Origin of the sequence: Janthinobacterium sp. BJB301, assembly GCF_002735685.1 — a bacterium.
Classification (GTDB): Bacteria; Pseudomonadota; Gammaproteobacteria; order Burkholderiales; family Burkholderiaceae_D; genus Janthinobacterium; species Janthinobacterium lividum.
On sequence record NZ_PDZJ01000001.1, the window covers coordinates 2014485 to 2034643 of the forward strand.

Below are 20159 nucleotides of genomic sequence, written 5' to 3' on the forward strand. Positions count from 1 at the left end.
CCGCCCCCGCCCTAGACACTGCGCAGCTGCTGGCTCAGGCGCTGGCGCAGCAACACCGAGGGCATCGTCGATTCGATCGCCGGGTCGCTGCTGTCGACGGACAGGTCGACCCCGGTGGCGGCGCGGTAGCCGTGGATGTAGCCCTGCACTTGCGGGCGCCAGAAGCGCGCCCAGTTGAATGCCTGCGTCGGTTCATAGATGTCGCTCCAGTTGCCATAGCGCACGGACAGCAGCAATTGCTCGCCGAAGATGGCGAGGTTGCGGAAGTGCATTACGCTCGTATCCGTCCAGCCTTGCAATTTCTTCATGGCATCGACCCTGTCCATCCACGGTTCCGGATACGCCACCATCACGCGCGTAGGCAAAAATTCACGGAATTCGGGGCGCGCCAGCATCCATTGCTGCATCAGCATTTCGATGCGCGCCGTCGATGGCAAATCGCCGAACTGGTTGTGCGCGCCCTGCGACAGGATCAAATGAATTTCCTTGAGCGCGTTGAGCACGGGGAAGGCGTCCGCCTTCACGGTGGTGTCGTCATCCTGCTTGTAGAACGAAGTGAGCAGGCGCAGCAAGTGGTGGAACGCTTCCAGGAATTTGGAGCGGCTATCGGCTGGCCGGAAGTGCTGCACTGCCTTGCCATCCAGGCGCACACCGTAGTGATGGTCATACTCATAGTTCCGGCGCATCACGGTCAGCCGATGCTGTTCATCCTGCGTGTATCCCCAGAGTAAATTATTCAGCGGACGCAACATGTCGATTTCCGTGTTCGACAGGGGATCGAGTTGCTTGCCCGGCGCGCGCAGATTCTGGAAGCGTTGCGCGATGGCATTCATGGTTTGTACCAGCATGCCCTCTTCGTGCCAGTACGACCAGATCAGTTCCAGCAGGCAGGGATTGGCCAGCTTTTCCTGGATGATGCCAAAGCACAGGTCCACTTCGCCTTCCTGGCCGCGCGGGATGCTGATGGGGATGTCGGGCAGCTTGCGGCGGATCACGGCCAGGTAGGGCAAGGTCTGGAAACCATCGATGTTTTCCAGGTAATCGTTGCGCAGCACGGTTTCCAGGTCCCGTCCCTGGGGGATGTCGCGCCGGTCCAGGTAGGCCTTGTCTTCCGCGGGATTGAAGGCCAGCGGCTGGTTCAGCACGCCGCAATTGACCATCACGAACGCCTCCGTCGCCACTTTCAGCACGCGGTAGGAATCGGCATCCGAGAACGGCAGCGCGCGGCGCTGCTTGAGCTGCTGGAACATGTCGGCCTTTTTGACGAAGCGCTCCTGCTCGAAGCCGCGCACATTGGCCAGGTCGCCGCAAAACAGGCTGTCCATGAAATGCAGGTAATTCGTAAACGACATCGCTTCAGTGCTGTTGCGTATCAGGGTCCACAGCGGCAAGTCTTCCGTCGGCTCCGTTTCCGTGCGCGTCAGCGACACGCCCACATTGCCCGAGATGGGCTGAGGCTGGCGCTCCTCCGCCTCGTATTCCGCGTCCACGGCCAGCATGGCGTTCGGGCTCAGCCCTTCCGGCACGGGCAAGGCATTGCGCAGCTCGGGACGCTGCGACAGCATCATCTGTCCCATGAAACGGTGCATGCCGGCGCGCCGCACGGGGGTGGAAAAGGCATTCGGCGCACCACGCATGGGTACCCACGGGGCGGCGGCCAGCACCTGCACCTGGTCGCGCCCGTCGGCGCTTTGATCGCCGTCAAACGAGACGGTGGCCACGGCACGGTCACCCACCCTGCCAAAATTGCAGTCGCTGGGATGGCAGTCCGCCGTTTCAAAAACCAGCCCCACCTGCGGATTGAGCTGCGGCTTGAAACACAGCACGGCGCTGCAGCCGGACTGCACCGTCACGCACTGCGGCGCCGTGGCGGGGAAATTGCCATACACCCCCACGTAGCTGCCCGTGGCCAGGTCGGCAAACACGGTACTGCCATGACCATCCGTCCAGCGCACGCCCACCAGCATGGCGGGATCGGCTACCCAGGTGGCGGCATTGAAATCATGGCAATCCGCCTCGGCTCCCCGGTACAGGCTGATGGCGGCATTGACGACCATGGCCCCGCTGTCCTGCTCGTGCACGGTGACAGCGATGCTGCCGCCGTGGTGTTTCGGCCCCGCCTGGCCCGCCGCCCCGCTCCTGCGGCTCATCTTGCCACCCATATTGCTGCTCATCTTGCTGCTCATGTCATTCTCCTCAATGGATAATCAAACGCGTTGCCAGGGGCGGCAGCGGCCTGCCGGGCTGGCGGCCATGCCGCACGACATCCGCGCACAGCTCCGACGTGTCCAGGGTGCTGCGCAGGGCCCAATGGGTCAGCAAACGCCCCAGCAGCTCGCTTTCGTCTTCCGGGCTCAAGGCACCGCTGGCGCGCGCCTGGCCCAGCACGGCGAACACCAGGGTCGGCGTCGCCCGGTACATCTGCCCCGGCGCCAGGCTCCAGCTGCGAAACAGCTGCGCCAGCATGGCCGGCTGGCGCGTGTGCACGGCCATGGCTTCGACCAGCGAGCCGCCGCGCAAGGCCGGCGGCCTGTGCTGCACCAGCAAGCCCACCAGGGCAGCCATGCTGGCCTGCAACTGTTCCAGCAGCCGCTGCCGGGCCGGCGGCAGGCCGGCCAGCGGGTAGTACGACAGCCACAGCTGCTCCAGGCGGTCCCACTGCGGATGCGGATACAAGGCCCGTCCCATGGCGCAGCTCAGGCGCACCCGCAGCCATGGCACTGGATGGGGATCGTCGATATTGAGGCGGAAGACAAACACGCGCGGCAGGCTGACCACGCCGATCAGGCCCAGGGTGGCGGCCACGCCGACCCGCGCCAGCGACCAGAAATCGGCCACGATCTCGGAAATCCACCGCTCCCACAATTGCCACACGTGAACAAAGCCGCTGCCGCCATGCTGCATCGCTTGCAGCACGGGCCGCAAGGACGCCACCAGGTCCAGTAGCGCAGCCCCCTGGTGGCCTATTTCGTGCACCAGCGACGAGGCGATGCTGCTGCCGATCATGCGTTCGCGCGGCAGGCGGATGATGGCGACGGGATTGTCGCCGCCGCCGGGCAGGCGCGTGCGCGCACGGCGGATGGCCGCGCCCGGCCCCCGGTCCAGGTAGCAGATCACGGGCGGCGCCTGGTACACATTGCCGGGCAGCGCCAGCGCGTCGGCGGCAACGATGTCCAGGCCGGCCAGCCACACGCCCGTCTTGTGCTCGCTGCGCTGGGTGATGACTTCGTTGAACAGGTCGAACTGGGTCAGCGCGGCATTGAACTTCAGGCGCAGGAAGGTAAAACGGCGCTGCGCCTCGGCGGCCGTGGCCATGCTGGCGCCATCGGCGTGCTCGCGCCGCAGCCACCACTGGAACTGGGCCACCATGCGCCGCAATGCGCGCCGGCCCTGTACCAGCTGGCTTTCGATGGCCGACTGGGCGCTGGGCATCAGGGCCGCCGCCAGCACCGTCGGTTCGATCAGCGCGAACGGCTCCAGCCGCGCCAGCCGCGTCAGCAGCGAGCGCGCCTCCTGCTCCAGCATCCAGGTAGCATAAGCGCCGATGGCCATGATGTCAGACCCCGTACAGGACGATTTTGTGACCCTGGCGCGCCCAGCGGCCGCTGGACGGACGCATGCCGGCGCCGCTGCGCGCACCGCCCTGCGCCATGCTGCCACCCGCACCAGCGCCGCTGCCGTTCTGCGTGGAGACCTGGCTGCCGGGGCGTCCCAGCAAGCCTGGCGCGAACTGGCGCGCCGCCGCGCTGACCGCTGACTGGGCGATGGCGCGCGGATCGCCCGCACCGCGCGCTTGCGCGGCGCGGTTGACGGTATCGGCGGCCAGGCGCACGAACTGCTTGGCGCCCTCGAATTCGCGGTCCTCGTTCGACGACGCTTCCGCTTCCAGCCCCAGTGCGCCGCCAGCGGCCGAGGCCAGGCCGCTGCCTATCTTGGCCCCCAGCGGGCCGCCGAAATAGCCACCGATGGCGCCGCCGGCCAGGGGAATGGCCTTCTTCGCCACGCCCTTGAGCACGCCGCCGATGGCTTGCCCCACGGGCGACTTGATGATGCCGCCCGCGACGGAAGCAGCCTTGCGCAGGAAATTGCCGAGAAACTGCTCGAGTTCGGCTTCATTGCTGACCGACAACAATTCATTCGCCAGTTCCATCTCCTCGGTCTCGGAAAACATGGCGTTCGCGCCGCCCTCGCCGCTCCACTCGCCCTGGCCAAACTCGAACTGCTCCGCTTCAAAACCGGACATCTCCTGTCCGTATTCCAGGGTCGTACGATCCAAGTCATGCATGATGAGCTCCTCAAAGTTATAACCTCGGTTGGGACTACCTTGCCGGACAGACGGCCGTCCGGCTAACAATCGAGCACGACGATGTGCCCGCCCTCGCGGCGCCAGCGGCCAGCGTCCCGTCCTGGCGTTTGCGCCGCCTGCCTGAGCAAGCCTGGCGCCACGCTGCGTGCCACTTGCAGCAGGGCCGTTTCCACCCGCGCCCTGGGAGCGCGCGCGCCAGTGGCGCCGTCCTGCGCCAGTTCCGTATTGACGGCATCGATCAGATGCACGACCTGGCGCGCCAGTTCGAATTCCTTGTCTTCCGGGCTCAAACCTTCCAGTTCCATGCCGAAGATGCCGGCAGCGCGCCGCTTGAGCGCCTGCGGCGAACCACCATGCAACGGCAACAGGGGCGCCACCACCTTGCCCAGCAGCTGGTGTAGCGGTCCTTCCAGCGGCGTACCGCGCACTTGCCGGCCCGCCGCAGTGGCGCCCAATTGGCGCGCCAGGAAAGCGTCGAACTGGGCCGGCGCCTGCAGTTCCAGCAACTGCGCCGCCAGTGCCAGCTCGTCTTCCTGCTGCAGGGGCAGCAAGCCCGGCGCTTCAGGCAATTCCATTTCGGGACGATAGGCGAGCAGACGGCTGGTCATGGCAGGCTCCGGTGAAAGGCGGGCGGGTGACCCATGCCTCCCTGACGCAAGGGCCATGCCAGCCATGCGCAGGGAAAGGACGCGGGGAAAAAACGGAGCGGGTGGCGAACGGCATTTCGCCGATGACGTAAAAACCATGGTTTCCGGCGAAGCGGGTTTCGTTGCCAAGATGAGCTTTCAAACAAGCTTAATTGGCGGGAATGATTACGTCGCCTATCCGCCACAGTGCGCCTAATCGGCAAAAAATATTTTTCATTTTCAAAGAATAAAGTTCGCCCTACAGCGCCGAAAACAGCATCAACACCACGCCAACGTCAGGCAAATGAAAACGTGGCCAACACGTAAATAGTTAATTGAAAACAGGATTGTGGTAGCTAGGGCCTACAATTAATGGGCTAAAATTTGATTGCCCGAGAGAAACTAAATGACAGACCCAACTTTGCGCCGTTTGCTGGCCATCACATTGCTCAGCCTGCTTGCCGCCTGCGGCGGTGGCGGTGGCGGCGACAGCAACACCGGCGCCATCCAGAACCCGGACATCTCGGTGGTTCCTCCAGGGACCACCGCCCCCGGCGATCCGGCAGCCCCCGGCACCACGCCAGGCGATACCATCCCCCCTCCGCCGCTGACCACGCCTCCGGCCGGCCAGGCGGCCACCACCTTCACGCGCCAGGAAGCGTCGCGCTTCCTGGGCCGCGCCACGTTCGGCCCCAACATGGCGGCCATCGATGCGCTGGCCGCCAGCGACAGCGCTGCGTGGTTCCGCGCGCAGTTCTCCAAGCCGCAAACCCTGCACCGCAAATATATCGACAGCATGCTGGCGGCGCAGGCTGCCGGCGGGGAACGCATCAGTTTAAGGACGTTCTATGAAACGTTCTGGCAACAAGGCGTCCGCGGCGAGGACCAATTGCGCCAACGCATGGCCTTTGCCCTGTCCGAAATCTTCGTCATTTCCATGCAAAACGAGTCCGTGCAGCCGCAGGTACGTGGCGTGGCCAGCTACTACGACATGCTGGGCCAGCATGCTTTTGGCAACTTCCGCGACCTGCTGGAAGGCGTGGCCCTGCATCCGATGATGGGGCTGTACCTGTCCCACCTGCGCAACCAGAAGGAATCAGCCACGCGCACGCCCGATGAAAACTTCGCCCGCGAGGTGATGCAGCTGTTTACCATCGGCCTGTACCAACTGAATCCCGATGGCAGCCTGAAACTGTCCGGTGGCAAGCCTATCGACACCTATACGCGCGACGACGTGGCTGGTCTGGCGCGCGTCTTTACGGGCTGGAGCTGGGCCGGTCCGGACCAGAGCGCCACGCGCTTCTATGGCGGCACGGCCGATCCCGACCGCGACTGGAAGCCGATGCAGAACTACGCGGCCTTCCATTCCAGCGGCGACAAGCGTTTCCTGGGCCAGAGCATCTCCGGCGCCAGCAGCGGGCAAGCCGACCTGAAACTGGCGCTCGACACCCTGTTCAATCATCCCAATGCGGGACCGTTCTTTGCCCGCCAACTGATCCAGCGCCTGGTCAGCAGTAATCCCAGTGCCGCCTATGTGGGCCGCGTGGCCGCCGCATTTGCCAACAATGGCAGCGGCGTGCGCGGCGATATGCAAGCCGTCATCCGCGCCGTGCTGCTCGATCCGGAAGCGCTGGCCGCAAGCGGCACCACTTTGCGTACAGGCAAGCTGCGCGAGCCACTGCTGCGCCTTGCCGGCTGGATGCGCGCCTTCGATGCAAAAGCGACCAGCGGACGCTACCACATCTATTATCTGGACGACCCACTGAGCGGTCTGGGCCAGAACCCCTTGAATCCGCCGTCCGTGTTCAGTTTTTTCCGCCCCGCCTATACGCCGCCCAATTCCGCCCTGGCCGGCGCTGGCCTGGTGGCGCCGGAACTGCAAATCACGGCGGAACCATCGGTGACGGGTTATCTGAACTTCATGCAGGAAGCCATCAATAGCGGTGTGGGCGATGGCCGTGAAGTCAAGCCCGATTACACACGTGAACTGGCGCTGGCCAGCGACACGGGCGTCCTGCTCGACCGCATCGACCTGCTCCTGATGCATGGCAGCATGCCCGCCAGGCTGCGCGGGCAAATCCTGACCGCCGTCAATGGGGTCAGCATCCCCGCGGCCACGGCCAGCAATGCCGCGCAGGTAGCCACTGCCCAGGCCAACCGCGTCAAGCTGGCCATTTTCCTGACCATGGCCTCGCCGGCCTACCTGGTACAAAAGTAAGAGCGATCACATGCAAAATTTCCCCTTTTCCCGCCGCCGCTTCCTCGGTTCCATGCTGAGCCTGGCCGGTACCACGGCCGCCCCCTTCGCCATGAACCTGGCCGCCATGGGCAACGCCGCCGCGCAATCGGCCGACGACTACAAGGCCATGGTCTGCCTGTTCATGACAGGCGGCAACGACGCCTTCAACACGGTGCTGGCCACCGATCCCACGTCATGGACTGAATACACGCGCCTGCGCAACACGGGTGGCGCCGACTCCATCCATCTGCCCGGCGTGGGCGAGACGGGTGGCGTGCTGCCCATCGTGCCCGCCACCGCGCAAACGGGCCGCGCCTTCGCCCTCCATCCCCAGCTGGCGCCCTTGAAAAACCTGTTCGACAATGGCCGCGCCGCCATCGTGGCCAATGTAGGCACCCTGATCCAGCCGGCCACCCTGGCGCAGTACAAGGCGGGCAGCGTGGCCTTGCCACCCAAGCTGTTCTCGCACAACGACCAGCAATCGACGTGGCAATCGGGCTCGCCGGAAGGAGCCAGCGTGGGCTGGGGCGGGCGGGTGGCCGACGTGGCCGGCTCGCTCAATACGAATGCCATGTTCACGGCCATTTCCGCTGCGGGCAACACCGTCTTCCTCAGCGGACGCCAGGTGCGCCAGTTCCAGGTGGGCCAGGCGGGCGCCGTGCCCATCCGCGGCCTGAGCGGTAACCCGTTTGGCAGCACGGGCGGTGCGGGCGCATTGCAAGCCATCATCAACGATGCGGGAAGCGACCTGATCGAACAGGAACACGTGGCCGTCGTGCAGCGCGCCATTTCCAGCCAGAGCATCCTCAGCGGCGCCATGCTGGCAGCCGGCGCGGGCGGCGTGCCCAATCCCCCGCCCTACATCAATCCGAACACAGGCGCTTCCAGCGTCAATCCGCTGGCCGTGCAATTGCAGACGGTGGCGCGCATCATCGGCGGACGCGGCGCCCTGGGAGCGAAACGGCAAGTGTTTTATGTAACCCTGGGCAGCTTCGACACGCATGACCGGCAAAAAGTGCTGCATGCCGACCTGATGGCCCGCCTGGCCCATGCGCTGGCGTACTTCGACACGACCCTGGCGGCCCTGCAGGGCGCGGACCTGCGGCGCCAGGTGACGACGTTTACAGCGTCGGACTTCGGTCGCACCTTCAGCAGCAACGGCGACGGCACGGATCACGGCTGGGGCGCGCACCACTTTGTCGTGGGCGGCGCCGTGAAGGGCCGCGACATCTACGGCGCCTTCCCCGTCACGGGCCTGGGCCATGAGCTGGACGTCGGTTCCGGCGCCCTGCTGCCGACCACCTCCGTCGACCAGTACGGCGCCACCCTGGCCAAGTGGTTCGGCGTGGCCGACAGCCAGCTGGCCGGGGTGTTCCCGAACATCGGCAACTTCAGCCGGCGCGACCTGGGTTTCATGACGACAACTTAACCGTTCACGGCGACAATCAGGGTGACGACATAGCCCTGCGTGGCATTGCCCGTCACCGTGGCCATCTGCAAGCTGGTGCCGTCGCTGAAGACATTGTCGGTGGCATAGCTGATCTGCGACAGGTTGCGCACGCTGGCCGTGTAGCCGCTGGCCGTGTAAGCCTCGCTCAACGTTGCCATCGGAAAAGTAAACTGCGACGTCTTGATGCGGTTCGCGGCAGAGGCCGCCTTGGCCAGGCTGGGATAGACCTCGAAATGCACGTGCGGCATGCGTCCCGCGTAGCAGCCGGGAAAGATGGTCGTGAAGCTGAGGTTGCCGGCGCTGTCCGTTTCCTGCACGCCGCGTAAGTAATTCTGCGCCGTCACGCCGCTCGAATACAGCGAATACAAGCCTTCGCGGTCGCAATGCCACAGATAGACGGCGTAGCCGGCCAGGCTGGCGCAATTGCCGCTGGCGTTGAGCAGCTGCAAATTGATGGTCAATGGCACGCCCGCCGCCACGCCCGTTGCGCCATTGAAACTGGCGCGGATATCGCTGCGCACGACGCCCGACTGGTTCAGCACGTTGATGATGCTGCCGCCATTCGTGTTCGTGCCATCGGCCGGATACGGCCCGCCCGTTTCTTCGGGAATCACCGTGCAGGCGCCCGTGGTCGGTATCGTGACGGTGCCGGCGCTGCCAGCGGCAGCGCCGCTGCTTCCCGTGCTGCTGGCGTCCGACCCGCCGCCGCAGCTCATCAAAGGCAAGGTGGCGGCGCCGGCCAGCAGCCAGCGCAACACTTGCCGCCGCTCAGTTGCCTGTTGCTGCATCATTTCGAGGTCGGATGCCAGGCCGTGATCATGTAATTCCATACATACTCCATCAAGGCAAGCCCGCCAAGGCGGGGCTCAGGCTGGCGCACAGGAACAGCGCCTGTGTCGCATGTCGCGAGAGCGCCTGCAAGCTGCTGCCCGGACGCAAGGCATGGATGCGCATGCTGGCTCTCCCTGTGATCGCGCGTGCCGTTTACGGGAGGCGCCGGGGGCCGCGCGGAACTTGGCGGCTGTCGTGCCACTGCTGCGCCTGCTGGCGCTGTTCCGGCGTCAGCACGGCCAGCAATTGCTGCTCCAGCCGCGCCTGCTGCAAACTGATCTTTGCCATGGCTTGCGCCGCCGTATTCGCCAGCGCGCTGGCCTTGGCATCGTCGTAGGCGCTGGATGCGGCCAGCGCGCGCAGCTGCGCATGGGCCTTGAAGGCGATCTTTTCCTGTTCCCGCAGCAAGGGCGCCTGGGCATAGGTGGCGGCGAAGACCTTGTCCTGCTGCGCTTCGCTCAAATCGATGCCGTGCAGGAACGGCGGCAGGCCTGGCGTGCCCGGGCCATGGCCAAAACCGGGCGGCGGTCCTTCCACGGTGCGCGCTGGCGGGCCGTCCGGTGTAGATTCTTGCTGGGCCAGTGCCAGCAGCGGCATGCTGCAGGCGGACAGCAGCAACAGGGATACGGCAATACTCAGGTATTTCATCGGACTTTCCTTTCGTGGCGGTCAGCCCTGATTGTCGGCGCCTGGCGTGTAAAGCAACGTTAGGGCCGCGTAAAAGCGTGTAAAGGAAAGGGGCGGAATGTAAGCAGACGTATGTAAAAGCGGGTAAAACCACCGTGAACAGCCCCCTTTGACTGCTATCATCGGGCGATATTCACCCGAAAAAGCACAGGCATGAGCAAGGTTTTGTTAATTGATGACGACGTGGAACTGGTCGGCATGTTCCAGGAATACCTGACGCAGGAGGGTTTTGACGCCCGCGCCGTGCATGACGGCGAAAGCGGTGCGGCCGAAGCGCTGACGGGCCTGTATGCCATCGCCATCCTCGACGTCATGATGCCACGCATGAATGGCCTGGAAACCCTGCGCCGCATCCGCGCCGGCAGCAACCTGCCCATCCTGATGCTGACGGCGCGCGGCGACGATACGGACCGCATCGTGGGGCTGGAGCTGGGCGCCGACGATTACGTGACCAAACCGTGCACGCCGCGCGAGCTGACGGCGCGCATCCGTGCCATCCTGCGCCGTGCGCAAGCTGCGCCGCCCGATACGTCGGGCCTGGCGCCGCTGACCGTGGGCCAGTTGACGATGTGGCCCGAACAGCGGCGCGCAGCCTGGGCCGGCATGCACCTGGAGCTGACGAGCACGGAATTCAACCTGCTGGAAGTGCTGGTGCGCCATGCCGGCAAGCCCGTCAGCAAGAATCAATTGTCGGAACTGGGCCTGGGCCGGCCCATGGCCCGCTTCGACCGCAATATCGACGTGCACTTGAGCAGCCTGCGCCGCAAACTCGGCAGCCTGGCCGACGGCCGCTCCTGCCTGCAAACCGTGTACCGTCTCGGCTATCAGCTGATCAAGGAGTAAGCGTGGGCCGCCTGTTCTGGAAGTTTTTTCTGTGCATCATGCTGGCGCAAGTGACGGCCACCATCGGCATCGGCGGTACCTTCTGGCTAAAAAACCGGGCCGCGCAGCAGGAGCGGGCCCTCGACATCGATACCAGCCCGCCCGCGCAAATGATCATCGAGGCCGCCAGCGCCACCCTGGAAGCGGGCGGCAGTCAGGCATTGCGGCAATTCCTGGGCAAGCTCGAACGCATGCGCGTGTTTGCCGTCGATGCCAAAGGGCAAGAATTGATGGGCCGCGCCGTGCATCCCGCCATGCTGGCCAAGGCGCGCGCCATGCTGAAACAGGGCCATGCCCATCCCGTCGTGCGCGAAGCGGCCGGCAGCGACGGCCAGCGCTACCTGCTGTTCCTGCCCTCGTCCGAACGTTTCCGCAATGCCGAGGCGGGCGCCGCGCGCGACACGCTCATCGCCGTCGCCATGAGCGGTCCGCGCGCCATGGGACCCGGTCCACGGCCCAACGAAGCGGGCGCCCCGCCGCCACGCGGCGAATTCGGCCGCGGCATGCCGCCGCGCATGGACAGCCCCTACCGCACCTTCATTCCCCTGGCCGCCGCCATCGCCGCCAGCCTGCTGTTCGCTTTTTTGCTGGCCTGGTATTTTGCGCGCCCCATCCGCGACTTGCGGCAAGCGTTCGAGGCCGCCTCGCACGGCAACCTGGCGCCGCGCTTTCACGCCAGCGGCAAGCGCGGCGATGAATTGACGGACCTGGGACGCGATTTCGACCGCATGACGGGCCGTTTGCGCAGCCTCATGGATAGCCAGACGCGTTTGCTGCATGACGTCTCGCACGAGTTGCGCTCGCCGCTGGCGCGCCTGCAGGCCGCCATCGGCCTGGCGAACCAGCAGCCGGAAAAGATGGCCGCCTCGATGCAGCGCATCGAACGCGAAAGCGAACGCATGGATAAACTGATCGGTGAACTGCTGACCCTGTCACGGCTCGAAGCGGGCGCCGCGCAAGCGGGTGCCGGGCACGCGCACAGCGAAGATGTCGGCATCGCCGACCTCGTGCACGACATCGTGGACGACGCCCGCTATGAAGCCAGGGCGCGCCTGATGGGCATCGACCTGGCGGTCGACGCGGCCATGGCCGACGCCAGCGTCACGGGCCAGCCCGAACTGCTGGCGCGCGCCGTGGAAAACGTGGTGCGCAATGCCGTCAAGCATAGCCCCGATGGCGGCACGGTGGACGTGGAGCTGTCGCGCCTGCATGATGGCAAGCAGGAGTGGCTGCGCATCGCCGTGCTGGACCGGGGGCCCGGCGTGGCCAGCGCCGACCTGGCCCGCATTTTTGAACCGTTCTTCCGCGCCAGCAATACCCAGCACAGCACGGATGGCCACGGCCTGGGCCTGGCCATCGCCCGGCACGTCATCAACGCCCATGGTGGCAGCATCGGGGCCAGCTTGCGCAGCGGTGGCGGCCTGTGCGTGGAAATGCTGCTGCCCGTCAAAACGCCAGGCTGACCTGTAGGCGAGCCTGGCGTCTTTTATGCGCGGAGAATGCTGTTACGCCTGCGTATCGATGATGCTGCCCAAGGTGGACGAGGTCGATTTGGCCGGGCTCGTCGCCGTATCGGCGCTGCTGGCCGGTTGAGCATCCTGCTGCGCCGCCTTCTGTGCGGCGGCCGCCTGTAACTGGGCAATTTGCGCCTGCAAGGCCTGGATTTGCTGCGCCAGCTGCTGCTGCAGCTTTTGCGACGCCTCCGTCTGCTCGCCCTTCTGCGACTCCGTCAACTGCTTTTGCGCCGCCGTGATCTGCTTTTGCAGCGCCGCGATCTGCGAACTGCTGCCCGCACTGGCGCTACTGGCTGCGCTGACCGCGCCGCCTGAACCGATTGCCGCTACCATACTGCCTCCTCAGTGTTTCAATACCAAGGTTAACGGCAAGCATGGAGGGCGGATGTAGGGCGGCAGGTGTAAAGGCAGGTAAAGACGGCTGGCGCCCCTCCCTGCACGGCGATCAGGTCTTCGGCAATGTCACGCCAACCTGGCCCTGGTACTTGCCGCCGCGGTCCTTGTACGACGTTTCGCACACTTCATCGGACTCGAAGAACAGCACTTGCGCCACGCCTTCGTTGGCATAGATTTTCGCCGGCAACGGTGTCGTGTTGGAAAACTCCAGCGTCACATAGCCTTCCCATTCCGGTTCGAACGGGGTGACGTTGACGATGATGCCGCAGCGCGCATAGGTGCTCTTGCCCAGGCAAATCGTCAGCACATTGCGGGGAATGCGGAAATACTCAACCGTACGGGCCAGCGCGAACGAATTCGGCGGAATGATGCAATAGCCCTTGCCCGACACGTCGACGAAGTTATTTGCGTCGAAATCCTTGGGGTCGACGATGGTCGTGTTGATGTTGGTAAATAACTTGAACTCGTCGGCGCAGCGGATGTCATAGCCATAGCTGGACGTGCCATAAGAGACGATGCGGTTGCCGTCGCGTTCCTTGACCTGGCCCGGTTCGAACGGCTCGATCATGCCCGTTGTTTCCGCCATGCGGCGTATCCATTTATCGCTTTTAATCGTCATCGCAGGGGTATCTTTCTAGAATATCGGAATGGCTGGGGCCGCACGCTTGCTGCAGGCGCGGCCCGGATGGCAGGATTTTACGCGAAAATCCGCCGTTGTTGGCCCCCATCCCCTGAAAATCCTTGGCGATATTCTATTGCTTCGCCAGCAATGCCGTGATCATCTCGCGCACCACTTGCGCCGTCAGTTCCGGGTTTTCCATGGGAAACAGATGCCCGCCCGGCACTTGGCGGAAAAACTTGCCGACCAGCTTGCGCGTGGCCTTCAAGCCCGCTTGCCGGCATTCCACCGATTCCGTGCCGCCAATAAAACCGATGGGAACAGGAAAACCGTCCTTGACGAGACCGCCGATGTGGTGCGGCAGGCTGCGGTAGACCTGCGTTTCCACTTCGCGCGTAAAGCGCAGCTGCACCCCTTCCGGGTGGGGAACCAGGCCGCTGTCGATGTAGTCGCGCAACACATGCGGCGCCCAGATGGCGAACATGTCCTTGGCCGCGAAGTGTTCATACGCGGCTTGCGCATCCGGCCACAGCTTGCGCCGCCGGGCGGAAAAACGTGACGGCGAGAACCGCTCGCCCAGCGCCGTGTTGCGCGCCAGCCGCACCAGCAAGGCGCGCCAGCCCGCCACCACGGGCGAATCGAGCAAGACCACGCAGCGCACCAGGTCGGGCCGCTGCTTGGCCACCATCACGCTGAGCATGCCGCCCAGCGAATGGCCGACGAGAATCACGGGCGCGCTGTAGCGGCGCTCCAGCTCATCGATATACTCGCGCACAAGCTCGGGCCAGCCCGTGCTGACGGGGTAAGCGGGGTCGTGCGCATGCATGTCGAGCGCCTGCACGGTGTAGTGCTGGCCCAGCAAGCCGAACAGCTTGCGGTAGGTGCCGGCAGGATAACTGTTGGCGTGGGCAAAGTGCAGTTGCGGGAGGGTCATCGTGGGTCGGTGCCGGTGAATGCGATAAACAATTGTAATGGCATGCCGGCAACACGTATCAGAGGAAGGACTCTAATTGCCGGGGCGCATGGGCCATGCCGGGCACGAACGCCGCCAGCACTTCGCCCAGCTCGGCGTTTGAATCCACGACGCAAAAAGCGTCGTCAAACGCGTAGTGACGGTTCATGGAATTGCGCACAACGATGCATTCCAGTCCGGCCGCGTTGGCGGCGCGCAAGCCGCGCGGCGAATCTTCGACCGCCACGCAGTCGGCGGCGGCCAGGCCCAGGCACTGCAAACCCAACTGGTAGCCGTCGGGCGCCGGCTTGCTTTCGCCATACATTTCCCGCGTCAGCACGAAGTCGAAGTGGCCGAGTAAGCCCGTGGCAGCATGGCTGATGTCAAAGTGCTGCGCATACGCGCTGGTGACGACGCCCATGGCCACATGCGGGCGCAGCGCCGCCAGCACTGGCCCGATGCCGGGCATGGCCAGCTGGCGCGCCTGGCGCAAGCGTTGCGCAAACAGCACGATGCGCTCGGCCCGCAGGCGTTCGACCAGCTCGATGGCGTGGCCCTGCCCCAGCAGCACATGCCAGGCGCCGTAGTTATTGTCCAGGAACCAGTCAAAGAATTGCTTCGGCGTCAGGTCTATGCCATAGGGCAGGAGCAAGTCGCGGTTGCTTTCGTAAAACAGCTGCTCGGTGTTGACCAGCACGCCATCGTTATCCCACAGCACGCCCTGGATGGTTTTCATGGCTTGTTGTCGTTCAAAAGCTTACTTGAAGAAGATGTCGTAGGACAACTTGACGATCAGCAACACCAGCAACACGAGGAAGAGGATGCGCACGAAGGCGGCGCCGCGGCGCACGGCGATCCAAGTGCCCGTCAGCGCGCCCAGGATATTGCACACAGCCATCGGTGCGGCCACGGCGTACACCACGTGGCCGGCAGGGATGAAGAAGGCCAGCGCGGCCACGTTGGTGGCGATATTCACCAGTTTCGAGCAGGCCGAGGCGAGGATGAAATCGAAGCCGAAGACGCGGATGAACAGGAAAATCAGGAAGCTGCCCGTGCCCGGCCCGAACAGGCCGTCATAAAAGCCGATGGCGCCGCCGATGACGATGGCGAGAATACGTTCGCGCGATCCGATGGGGCGCGCTTCGCGCGTCGTGCCGAAATCCTTCTTGATGAAGGTGTAGATGGCCATGATGATGATCAATACCAGCACCATGGGGCGCACCACCTGTTGCGGCACGTAGGACACGGCGGCCGCGCCGATGAAGGACATAACGAAAGCGCTGGCCACGGCCGGCAGCACCAGCAGCCAGGGAATGTGCACCTTGCCGACAAACGAGCGGGCGGCAAACGTGGTGCCGCAGGCGGACGCCAGCTTGTTCGTGCCCAGCAAGGAGGTCGAGGCCATGTTCGGCATCAGGTTGAACAGGGCCGGCAACTGGATCAGCCCGCCCCCGCCCACGGCGGCATCGATCAGGCCGGCAAAGAAGGCAAATAAACACAGCAGCGAGATGGTCAGCATGATAGGCAGTAAGGAATGGGCGACAGCGGCAGTATAGGCGCCGTGGATTTTTCCGGATGCAACTTCATATTGCGGAAAACGCAATCAGGCGTAACGCTTGACGGAATGCGCCCTATGCGGTCTACTGGCCTCTTTTGCCAGGAGCCGCGCGATGTCGATGAAACTGATGTGGGAGATCCGCGCCTTTTGCACCGTCGTGGAAAAGCGCAGCTTCATCCACGCGGCGCGCATGCTGGGACGCTCGCCGTCGGCCGTCACGCGCGCCATCCAGTTCCTCGAAGACGCCATCGGCGCCGAGCTGATCCTGCGCACGCAAAAGCAGTTCACCCTGACGACGGCCGGCGAAACGTATTACGCGTCGGCCAAGCACTTGCTGGAAACGCAGGCCGAGGCGGAAGACCAATTGGCGGAATTGAGCAACTCGCCGCAAGGCTGGGTGCGCCTCTCGGCACCGGAAATCCTGTCGCTGGGATTCTTGCCGAAAGTGGTGGCGCAATTTTCGCGCGACTACCCGAACGTGTCGGTGGACATCCATTTCTCGGACAAATCGATCGACCCCATCCAGGAAAAGCTGGACTTTGCCATCCGCGGCGCCTTTCCCCAGTCGAGCGAGCTGATCGGCTACCCCCTGTGGAATTACCGCCGCTACATGTATGCCTCGCCCGGTTATATCGAGCGCATGGGCGCGCCCGGGGAACCGGAGGAACTGGCCGGCCACGACATCATCATGCACTCGGCCCCCCGCATCCTGCGCGACTGGCATTTCGTTTCCAGCGAGCGCAACGTGCGCTACCAGGTGCAACCGCGTTTCCGCTTCACCTCCGGCATCGCCACCTTCCAGGCGGCACTGGAAGGCGCAGGCATCGTGCGTCTGGCCAGCTGGCTGGCGGAACCGGCCGTGGCAGCTGGCACCTTGCGGCGGGTCTGCACGGCCTACCGTCTCACGTCGTCGAAGGAGCTGGACCCCAGCATCCACGCCGTGTATGGCACCTCGCGCATGGCCAAGGGGGCGCGGCTGTTTCTGGAGTATGTGCGGCAGCGGGGGCTGGAAATACCGGATGAACGTGTAATTTAAGGACTATTTCCTGGCGATAGCATCGCTATACACGGCGAACTGCGCGCCATCGAAGTCAAAAGCGGCCACCTCATACATGCCCAGCCGTTCATGCGCGCGCAGCGAGCCTGGATTGTCGCGCCGGATGAACAGCACCGCTTCCTTGCCCGCATGCTGCTCGCGCATGGCAGAGTACAGCAGCGCCAGCAAACCCTGCCCCCGCTCCGAATCCGCAATGCAGACGGGGCCGTACACATAGGCGTTGCCACTGTCCGCATACGCGGCCAGCATGGCCAATACCACGGGCGCCTGCGCAGCGGCTGGCGCCGCGCTGAACAACACGCCAACGACAGATCCGTCCGCTGCGCGCCGCGCCACGATGACGGGTGACGCGCCATCCGCCATGCTGGCCACCTTGTCGCGTGAAAACTCGCCCGTCAGGCTGCCGCCCTGCGAGGGGGAATTGGCTTGCAGCAAGGCTGTGATGGAGTCGATGTCGGCGGCCTGGGCCGTGCTGACAAGATAAGGGTAGCTGGAATGGCGCAATCTAGACTCCTGGGACGATGTTTCGGGAGCGTAGCATGAAAGCGCTAGCGCCCATGCCAGTAACGCGGTCGGCTTGCCCGATACAAGGTCACGCCGATACCATCGCCAAACGCCAGCACCACCGCTCCTTCCACATCCGTGCGCAGCCGCGCAATCCCCATGCCCCCATAGCGCGCATACACCTGCGCCTTCGGATGCTTATAACGGTTCCTGTGTCCCACCTGGAAAATCGCCAGGGTCGGATGGACGGCGTTCAGGAACGCCGGCGTCGACGAGGTGCCGCTGCCATGATGGGGCGCCAGCACTACGTCGGCGGCCAGGTCGCCCTCCGCCGAGCGCGCCAGCAATTGCGCCTCTTGCGCCGCTTCGATGTCGCCAGCAAGCAGGATCGAGTGCTTGCCTGCCGTGATTTTCACGGTGCAACTGCGGGCGTTCGGCGTCAAGCTGATGTCCGTGTGGCTGGCGGGCAGCGGGTGCAGCATGGCGAAGTGCACGCCTTCCCACGTCCAGCCCTGGCCCGCCATGCAGTGCAGATAGGGTTTGTGCAACTCCCTCCGCGCCTCGACGGCGGGATGGCCATCGAACAGCGACGAGGCCAGCCAGCCCACTTGCACGTTCTCCAACAGAGACATGGCGCCGCCTGCGTGATCGAGGTCACTGTGGGAAATGATCACGCCGTCCAGCTTGGCTATGCCGCGTGCGCGCAGATAAGGCACGATGACCCGGCTGGCGCCATCGGAATCGAGGCTGTAGGCGGGCCCCGTGTCATACAGCAGGCGGTGGCCGTGCGTTTCCACCAGCACGGCCATGCCCTGCCCCACGTCAAAGGCCGTCACCCACATGCCACCCGGTGGCGGACTGGACGGCAAGGCCGTCAGCAGCGGCAGCCAGCCCAGCATGCCCGCCCAGCGGTGCGGCCAGCCGCGTGGCGCCAGCAGCCAGGCCGTGCCAAACAATGCCCAGCAAAAACTCCACATTGGCGGCGCGGGCGCCGTCCACACGGCAAAGCGGCGCGCGCCCAGCCATTCGAGCACCTGCGCCAGCATCTGCACGATGGCGTGCGCCAGCAGCAGCAATCCATCAGACAGGGGCGCTGGCAGCAGACTGCCAGCCAGCGACAAGGGTGTGACGAGCAGGCTGATAACGGGAATGGCCAGCGCATTGGCGACAGGCGACACGAGCGACACTTGCGAGAACAGCAGCATCGTCAACGGCACCAGCCCCACCGTCACCACATACTGCGTGTGCGCGCCCAGCGCCACGGCAGCACGCAAACGGCGCCAGCGTCCGGCCTGCGGCGGCATGGACGCCGTGGTGCGCCCTGCCGTCGCGTACAACATGGTGGCGACGGCGCCGAACGACAGCCAGAAACCGGGCCACAGCACGGCCCACGGATCGAGCAGCACGACCACACCCAGCGCCAGGCACAGGATATGGACGATGCTGGTGATGCGTCCCAGCCACAGGGCCAGCGCCACCACCAGCAACATATACAAGGTGCGCTGCGCGGGCACGCCAAAGCCGGCCAGCAGCACATACAAAAATGCCGCCAGCGCGCCGGCCAGCGCCGCCACCTTTTGCGCCGGCAGCCGCAGTGGCAACTGCCAGCCGGTAAAAAACGAGCGCCGCCACAGCGTGCCGGCACCAAGCGCAAAGAGTCCCGCGATCATGGTAATGTGCAGACCGGATATCGAAATCAGATGGCTCACGCCAGTGCGGTTGAACACTTGCCAGTCCGACTGGGGAATCGCGCGCTGGTCGCCCACCACCAGCGCCACGATCACGCCCGCATACTGCTTTCCTTCCAGGCTGCGCACGATGCGCGCGCGCAATGCCGCGCGGCTGGCCTCCACCACGTTGCCGAAGCCGGGCACGAAGGCGGCCAGGCGCACATTCGGCGTATCGGCGCGCGGCTGCGGCCGCACATAGCCCGTGGCGCGCACGCCCTGTTCCAACAGCCACGCCTCGTAGTCAAAACCCATCGGGTTAGCATTGCCGTGCGGACGCTGCAAGCGCACCGTCAGGCGCCAGCGTTCGCCAGGCTGCACGTCGCCCACCTCGTTCGTCACTTCATCACGAAAACCTGCGTACCAGGACAGGGCGATCAGGGGCGGCACCTTCGCCCCAACAGCCTTCTCCACGGCAAAATTGAAGCGCACGCCCTGCTCGAAGCGGTACGGCAGGCTGGCTACCGTACCCGTGACAACGATGTCCTGGCCTTCATCAGCCAGCGCAAGTTGCGGCGCCATGGCGGCCTGGGCCAGCCAGGCGGCCCAGTAAAAGCCCAGTCCCACGCCAGCGGCAAGCGCAACAGTGGAACGCCACCAGGAATGCCAGCGCGCATGGCGGCACAGCAGCAGTGCCGCCAGCAGCGACACGCCAGCGGTCACCCACAGCAGCACGCCCCCGTACGGCGGCAAGCTTGCCTGCGTCTGCAACCAGGCGGCGCCAGCGGCAAAGCCGAGTATCAGGGTGCGCATGGGAGCTCGCTGCGAAAAGGGCTCAGCAACTGTGCCCCCTTTCTACTCTTTACCGTCT

At 64.7% G+C, this 20159-nt stretch carries 19 protein-coding genes; 6 read left to right on the top strand and 13 right to left on the bottom strand.

What is annotated here, in order from left to right; all coding sequences use genetic code 11:
- Positions 1-11 precede the first annotated feature (11 nt).
- The 4 genes from CSQ91_RS08850 to CSQ91_RS08865 all read right to left on the bottom strand — a co-directional run bounded on the left by CSQ91_RS08850 (position 12) and on the right by CSQ91_RS08865 (position 4914).
- On the bottom strand, positions 12-2186 hold the full coding sequence (locus CSQ91_RS08850; RefSeq protein WP_099388014.1) for an 8-amino-7-oxononanoate synthase: 2175 nt from the start codon (positions 2184-2186) through the stop codon (positions 12-14).
- 10 nt (positions 2187-2196) lie between these two features.
- Positions 2197-3552, bottom strand: a complete 1356-nt coding sequence (locus CSQ91_RS08855) for a hypothetical protein (RefSeq protein WP_099388015.1) — start codon at positions 3550-3552, stop codon at positions 2197-2199.
- Between the two features lie 4 nt (positions 3553-3556).
- Positions 3557-4285, bottom strand: coding sequence for a hypothetical protein (locus CSQ91_RS08860; protein ID WP_052140300.1), 729 nt, complete (start codon positions 4283-4285; stop codon positions 3557-3559).
- A 62-nt stretch (positions 4286-4347) separates the two neighbouring features.
- Positions 4348-4914, bottom strand: coding sequence for a hypothetical protein (locus CSQ91_RS08865; protein WP_099393913.1), 567 nt, complete (start codon positions 4912-4914; stop codon positions 4348-4350).
- A gap of 55 nt (positions 4915-4969) precedes the next feature.
- On the opposite strand from CSQ91_RS08865, the gene CSQ91_RS28885 reads away from it, so the two are divergent.
- From CSQ91_RS28885 to CSQ91_RS08880, 3 genes are all read left to right on the top strand, one after another.
- Positions 4970-5149 carry a hypothetical protein gene (locus CSQ91_RS28885; RefSeq protein ID WP_180278377.1) on the top strand — a complete coding sequence of 60 codons (180 nt, stop codon included), beginning with the start codon at positions 4970-4972 and terminating at the stop codon, positions 5147-5149.
- 189 nt (positions 5150-5338) lie between these two features.
- Positions 5339-7150, top strand: coding sequence for a DUF1800 domain-containing protein (locus tag CSQ91_RS08875; protein ID WP_099388017.1), 1812 nt, complete (start codon positions 5339-5341; stop codon positions 7148-7150).
- Between the two features lie 10 nt (positions 7151-7160).
- Complete coding sequence (locus CSQ91_RS08880; protein WP_099388018.1) at positions 7161-8600, top strand: DUF1501 domain-containing protein; 1440 nt, start codon at positions 7161-7163, stop codon at positions 8598-8600.
- Here the strand turns inward: CSQ91_RS08880 and CSQ91_RS08885 are convergent.
- Both CSQ91_RS08885 and CSQ91_RS08890 read right to left on the bottom strand, forming a co-directional pair.
- Positions 8597-9451: a dioxygenase family protein gene (locus CSQ91_RS08885; RefSeq protein ID WP_099388019.1), complete on the bottom strand. Its 855-nt coding sequence runs from the start codon at positions 9449-9451 to the stop codon at positions 8597-8599. The genes CSQ91_RS08880 and CSQ91_RS08885 overlap by 4 nt on opposite strands.
- A 154-nt stretch (positions 9452-9605) precedes the next feature.
- A complete protein-coding gene (locus tag CSQ91_RS08890) occupies positions 9606-10100 on the bottom strand; it encodes a Spy/CpxP family protein refolding chaperone (RefSeq protein ID WP_099388020.1) in 495 nt (164 codons plus the stop codon).
- 192 nt (positions 10101-10292) lie between these two features.
- On the opposite strand from CSQ91_RS08890, the gene CSQ91_RS08895 reads away from it, so the two are divergent.
- Together CSQ91_RS08895 and CSQ91_RS08900 are read left to right on the top strand one after the other, a co-directional pair.
- Entirely contained in the window at positions 10293-10982 is a 690-nt protein-coding gene (locus CSQ91_RS08895) for a response regulator transcription factor (protein WP_034784412.1), read from the top strand.
- A gap of 2 nt (positions 10983-10984) precedes the next feature.
- Entirely contained in the window at positions 10985-12484 is a 1500-nt protein-coding gene (locus CSQ91_RS08900) for a sensor histidine kinase (protein WP_099388021.1), read from the top strand.
- A 42-nt stretch (positions 12485-12526) separates the two neighbouring features.
- On the opposite strand, the gene CSQ91_RS08905 is transcribed toward CSQ91_RS08900, so the two are convergent.
- From CSQ91_RS08905 to CSQ91_RS08925, 5 genes are all read right to left on the bottom strand, one after another.
- Positions 12527-12868, bottom strand: coding sequence for a FlxA-like family protein (locus CSQ91_RS08905; RefSeq protein WP_070280766.1), 342 nt, complete (start codon positions 12866-12868; stop codon positions 12527-12529).
- A gap of 112 nt (positions 12869-12980) precedes the next feature.
- Positions 12981-13550 (bottom strand): dCTP deaminase, encoded by a 570-nt coding sequence (gene dcd / locus CSQ91_RS08910; protein ID WP_034755486.1) that lies wholly within the window; start codon positions 13548-13550, stop codon positions 12981-12983.
- Between the two features lie 133 nt (positions 13551-13683).
- Positions 13684-14484, bottom strand: a complete 801-nt coding sequence (locus CSQ91_RS08915; RefSeq protein ID WP_034784409.1) for an alpha/beta fold hydrolase — start codon at positions 14482-14484, stop codon at positions 13684-13686.
- 58 nt (positions 14485-14542) lie between these two features.
- Positions 14543-15238 (bottom strand): HAD family hydrolase, encoded by a 696-nt coding sequence (locus tag CSQ91_RS08920; RefSeq protein WP_099388022.1) that lies wholly within the window; start codon positions 15236-15238, stop codon positions 14543-14545.
- A 21-nt stretch (positions 15239-15259) separates the two neighbouring features.
- Positions 15260-16021: a sulfite exporter TauE/SafE family protein gene (locus CSQ91_RS08925; protein ID WP_034784407.1), complete on the bottom strand. Its 762-nt coding sequence runs from the start codon at positions 16019-16021 to the stop codon at positions 15260-15262.
- 151 nt (positions 16022-16172) lie between these two features.
- Here CSQ91_RS08925 and CSQ91_RS08930 point away from each other — a divergent pair, with 151 nt between their 5' ends.
- Positions 16173-17096 carry a LysR family transcriptional regulator gene (locus CSQ91_RS08930; protein WP_099388023.1) on the top strand — a complete coding sequence of 308 codons (924 nt, stop codon included), beginning with the start codon at positions 16173-16175 and terminating at the stop codon, positions 17094-17096.
- 3 nt (positions 17097-17099) lie between these two features.
- Here the strand turns inward: CSQ91_RS08930 and CSQ91_RS08935 are convergent, their stop codons facing one another.
- Positions 17100-17621, bottom strand: coding sequence for an N-acetyltransferase (locus tag CSQ91_RS08935; RefSeq protein ID WP_099388024.1), 522 nt, complete (start codon positions 17619-17621; stop codon positions 17100-17102).
- A gap of 44 nt (positions 17622-17665) precedes the next feature.
- On the bottom strand, positions 17666-20101 hold the full coding sequence (locus CSQ91_RS08940; protein ID WP_099388025.1) for a DNA internalization-related competence protein ComEC/Rec2: 2436 nt from the start codon (positions 20099-20101) through the stop codon (positions 17666-17668).
- Positions 20102-20159: the final 58 nt, after the last annotated feature.

Excerpts from the sequence above, each read along its gene's own strand:
- CSQ91_RS28885 (WP_180278377.1), top strand. The coding sequence starts at position 4,970 with ATGCCAGCCATGCGCAGGGAAAGGACGCGGGGAAAAAACGGAGCGGGT.
- CSQ91_RS08850 (WP_099388014.1), bottom strand. The coding sequence starts at position 2,186 with ATGAGCAGCAAGATGAGCAGCAATATGGGTGGCAAGATGAGCCGCAGG.
- CSQ91_RS08865 (WP_099393913.1), bottom strand. The coding sequence starts at position 4,914 with ATGACCAGCCGTCTGCTCGCCTATCGTCCCGAAATGGAATTGCCTGAA.
- CSQ91_RS08895 (WP_034784412.1), top strand. The coding sequence starts at position 10,293 with ATGAGCAAGGTTTTGTTAATTGATGACGACGTGGAACTGGTCGGCATG.
- dcd (WP_034755486.1), bottom strand. The coding sequence starts at position 13,550 with ATGACGATTAAAAGCGATAAATGGATACGCCGCATGGCGGAAACAACG.
- CSQ91_RS08855 (WP_099388015.1), bottom strand. The coding sequence starts at position 3,552 with ATGGCCATCGGCGCTTATGCTACCTGGATGCTGGAGCAGGAGGCGCGC.
- CSQ91_RS08885 (WP_099388019.1), bottom strand. The coding sequence starts at position 9,451 with ATGGAATTACATGATCACGGCCTGGCATCCGACCTCGAAATGATGCAG.
- CSQ91_RS08880 (WP_099388018.1), top strand. The coding sequence starts at position 7,161 with ATGCAAAATTTCCCCTTTTCCCGCCGCCGCTTCCTCGGTTCCATGCTG.
- CSQ91_RS08905 (WP_070280766.1), bottom strand. The coding sequence starts at position 12,868 with ATGGTAGCGGCAATCGGTTCAGGCGGCGCGGTCAGCGCAGCCAGTAGC.
- CSQ91_RS08925 (WP_034784407.1), bottom strand. The coding sequence starts at position 16,021 with ATGCTGACCATCTCGCTGCTGTGTTTATTTGCCTTCTTTGCCGGCCTG.
- CSQ91_RS08860 (WP_052140300.1), bottom strand. The coding sequence starts at position 4,285 with ATGCATGACTTGGATCGTACGACCCTGGAATACGGACAGGAGATGTCC.
- CSQ91_RS08915 (WP_034784409.1), bottom strand. The coding sequence starts at position 14,484 with ATGACCCTCCCGCAACTGCACTTTGCCCACGCCAACAGTTATCCTGCC.
- CSQ91_RS08875 (WP_099388017.1), top strand. The coding sequence starts at position 5,339 with ATGACAGACCCAACTTTGCGCCGTTTGCTGGCCATCACATTGCTCAGC.
- CSQ91_RS08890 (WP_099388020.1), bottom strand. The coding sequence starts at position 10,100 with ATGAAATACCTGAGTATTGCCGTATCCCTGTTGCTGCTGTCCGCCTGC.
- CSQ91_RS08920 (WP_099388022.1), bottom strand. The coding sequence starts at position 15,238 with ATGAAAACCATCCAGGGCGTGCTGTGGGATAACGATGGCGTGCTGGTC.
- CSQ91_RS08930 (WP_099388023.1), top strand. The coding sequence starts at position 16,173 with ATGTCGATGAAACTGATGTGGGAGATCCGCGCCTTTTGCACCGTCGTG.
- CSQ91_RS08940 (WP_099388025.1), bottom strand. The coding sequence starts at position 20,101 with ATGCGCACCCTGATACTCGGCTTTGCCGCTGGCGCCGCCTGGTTGCAG.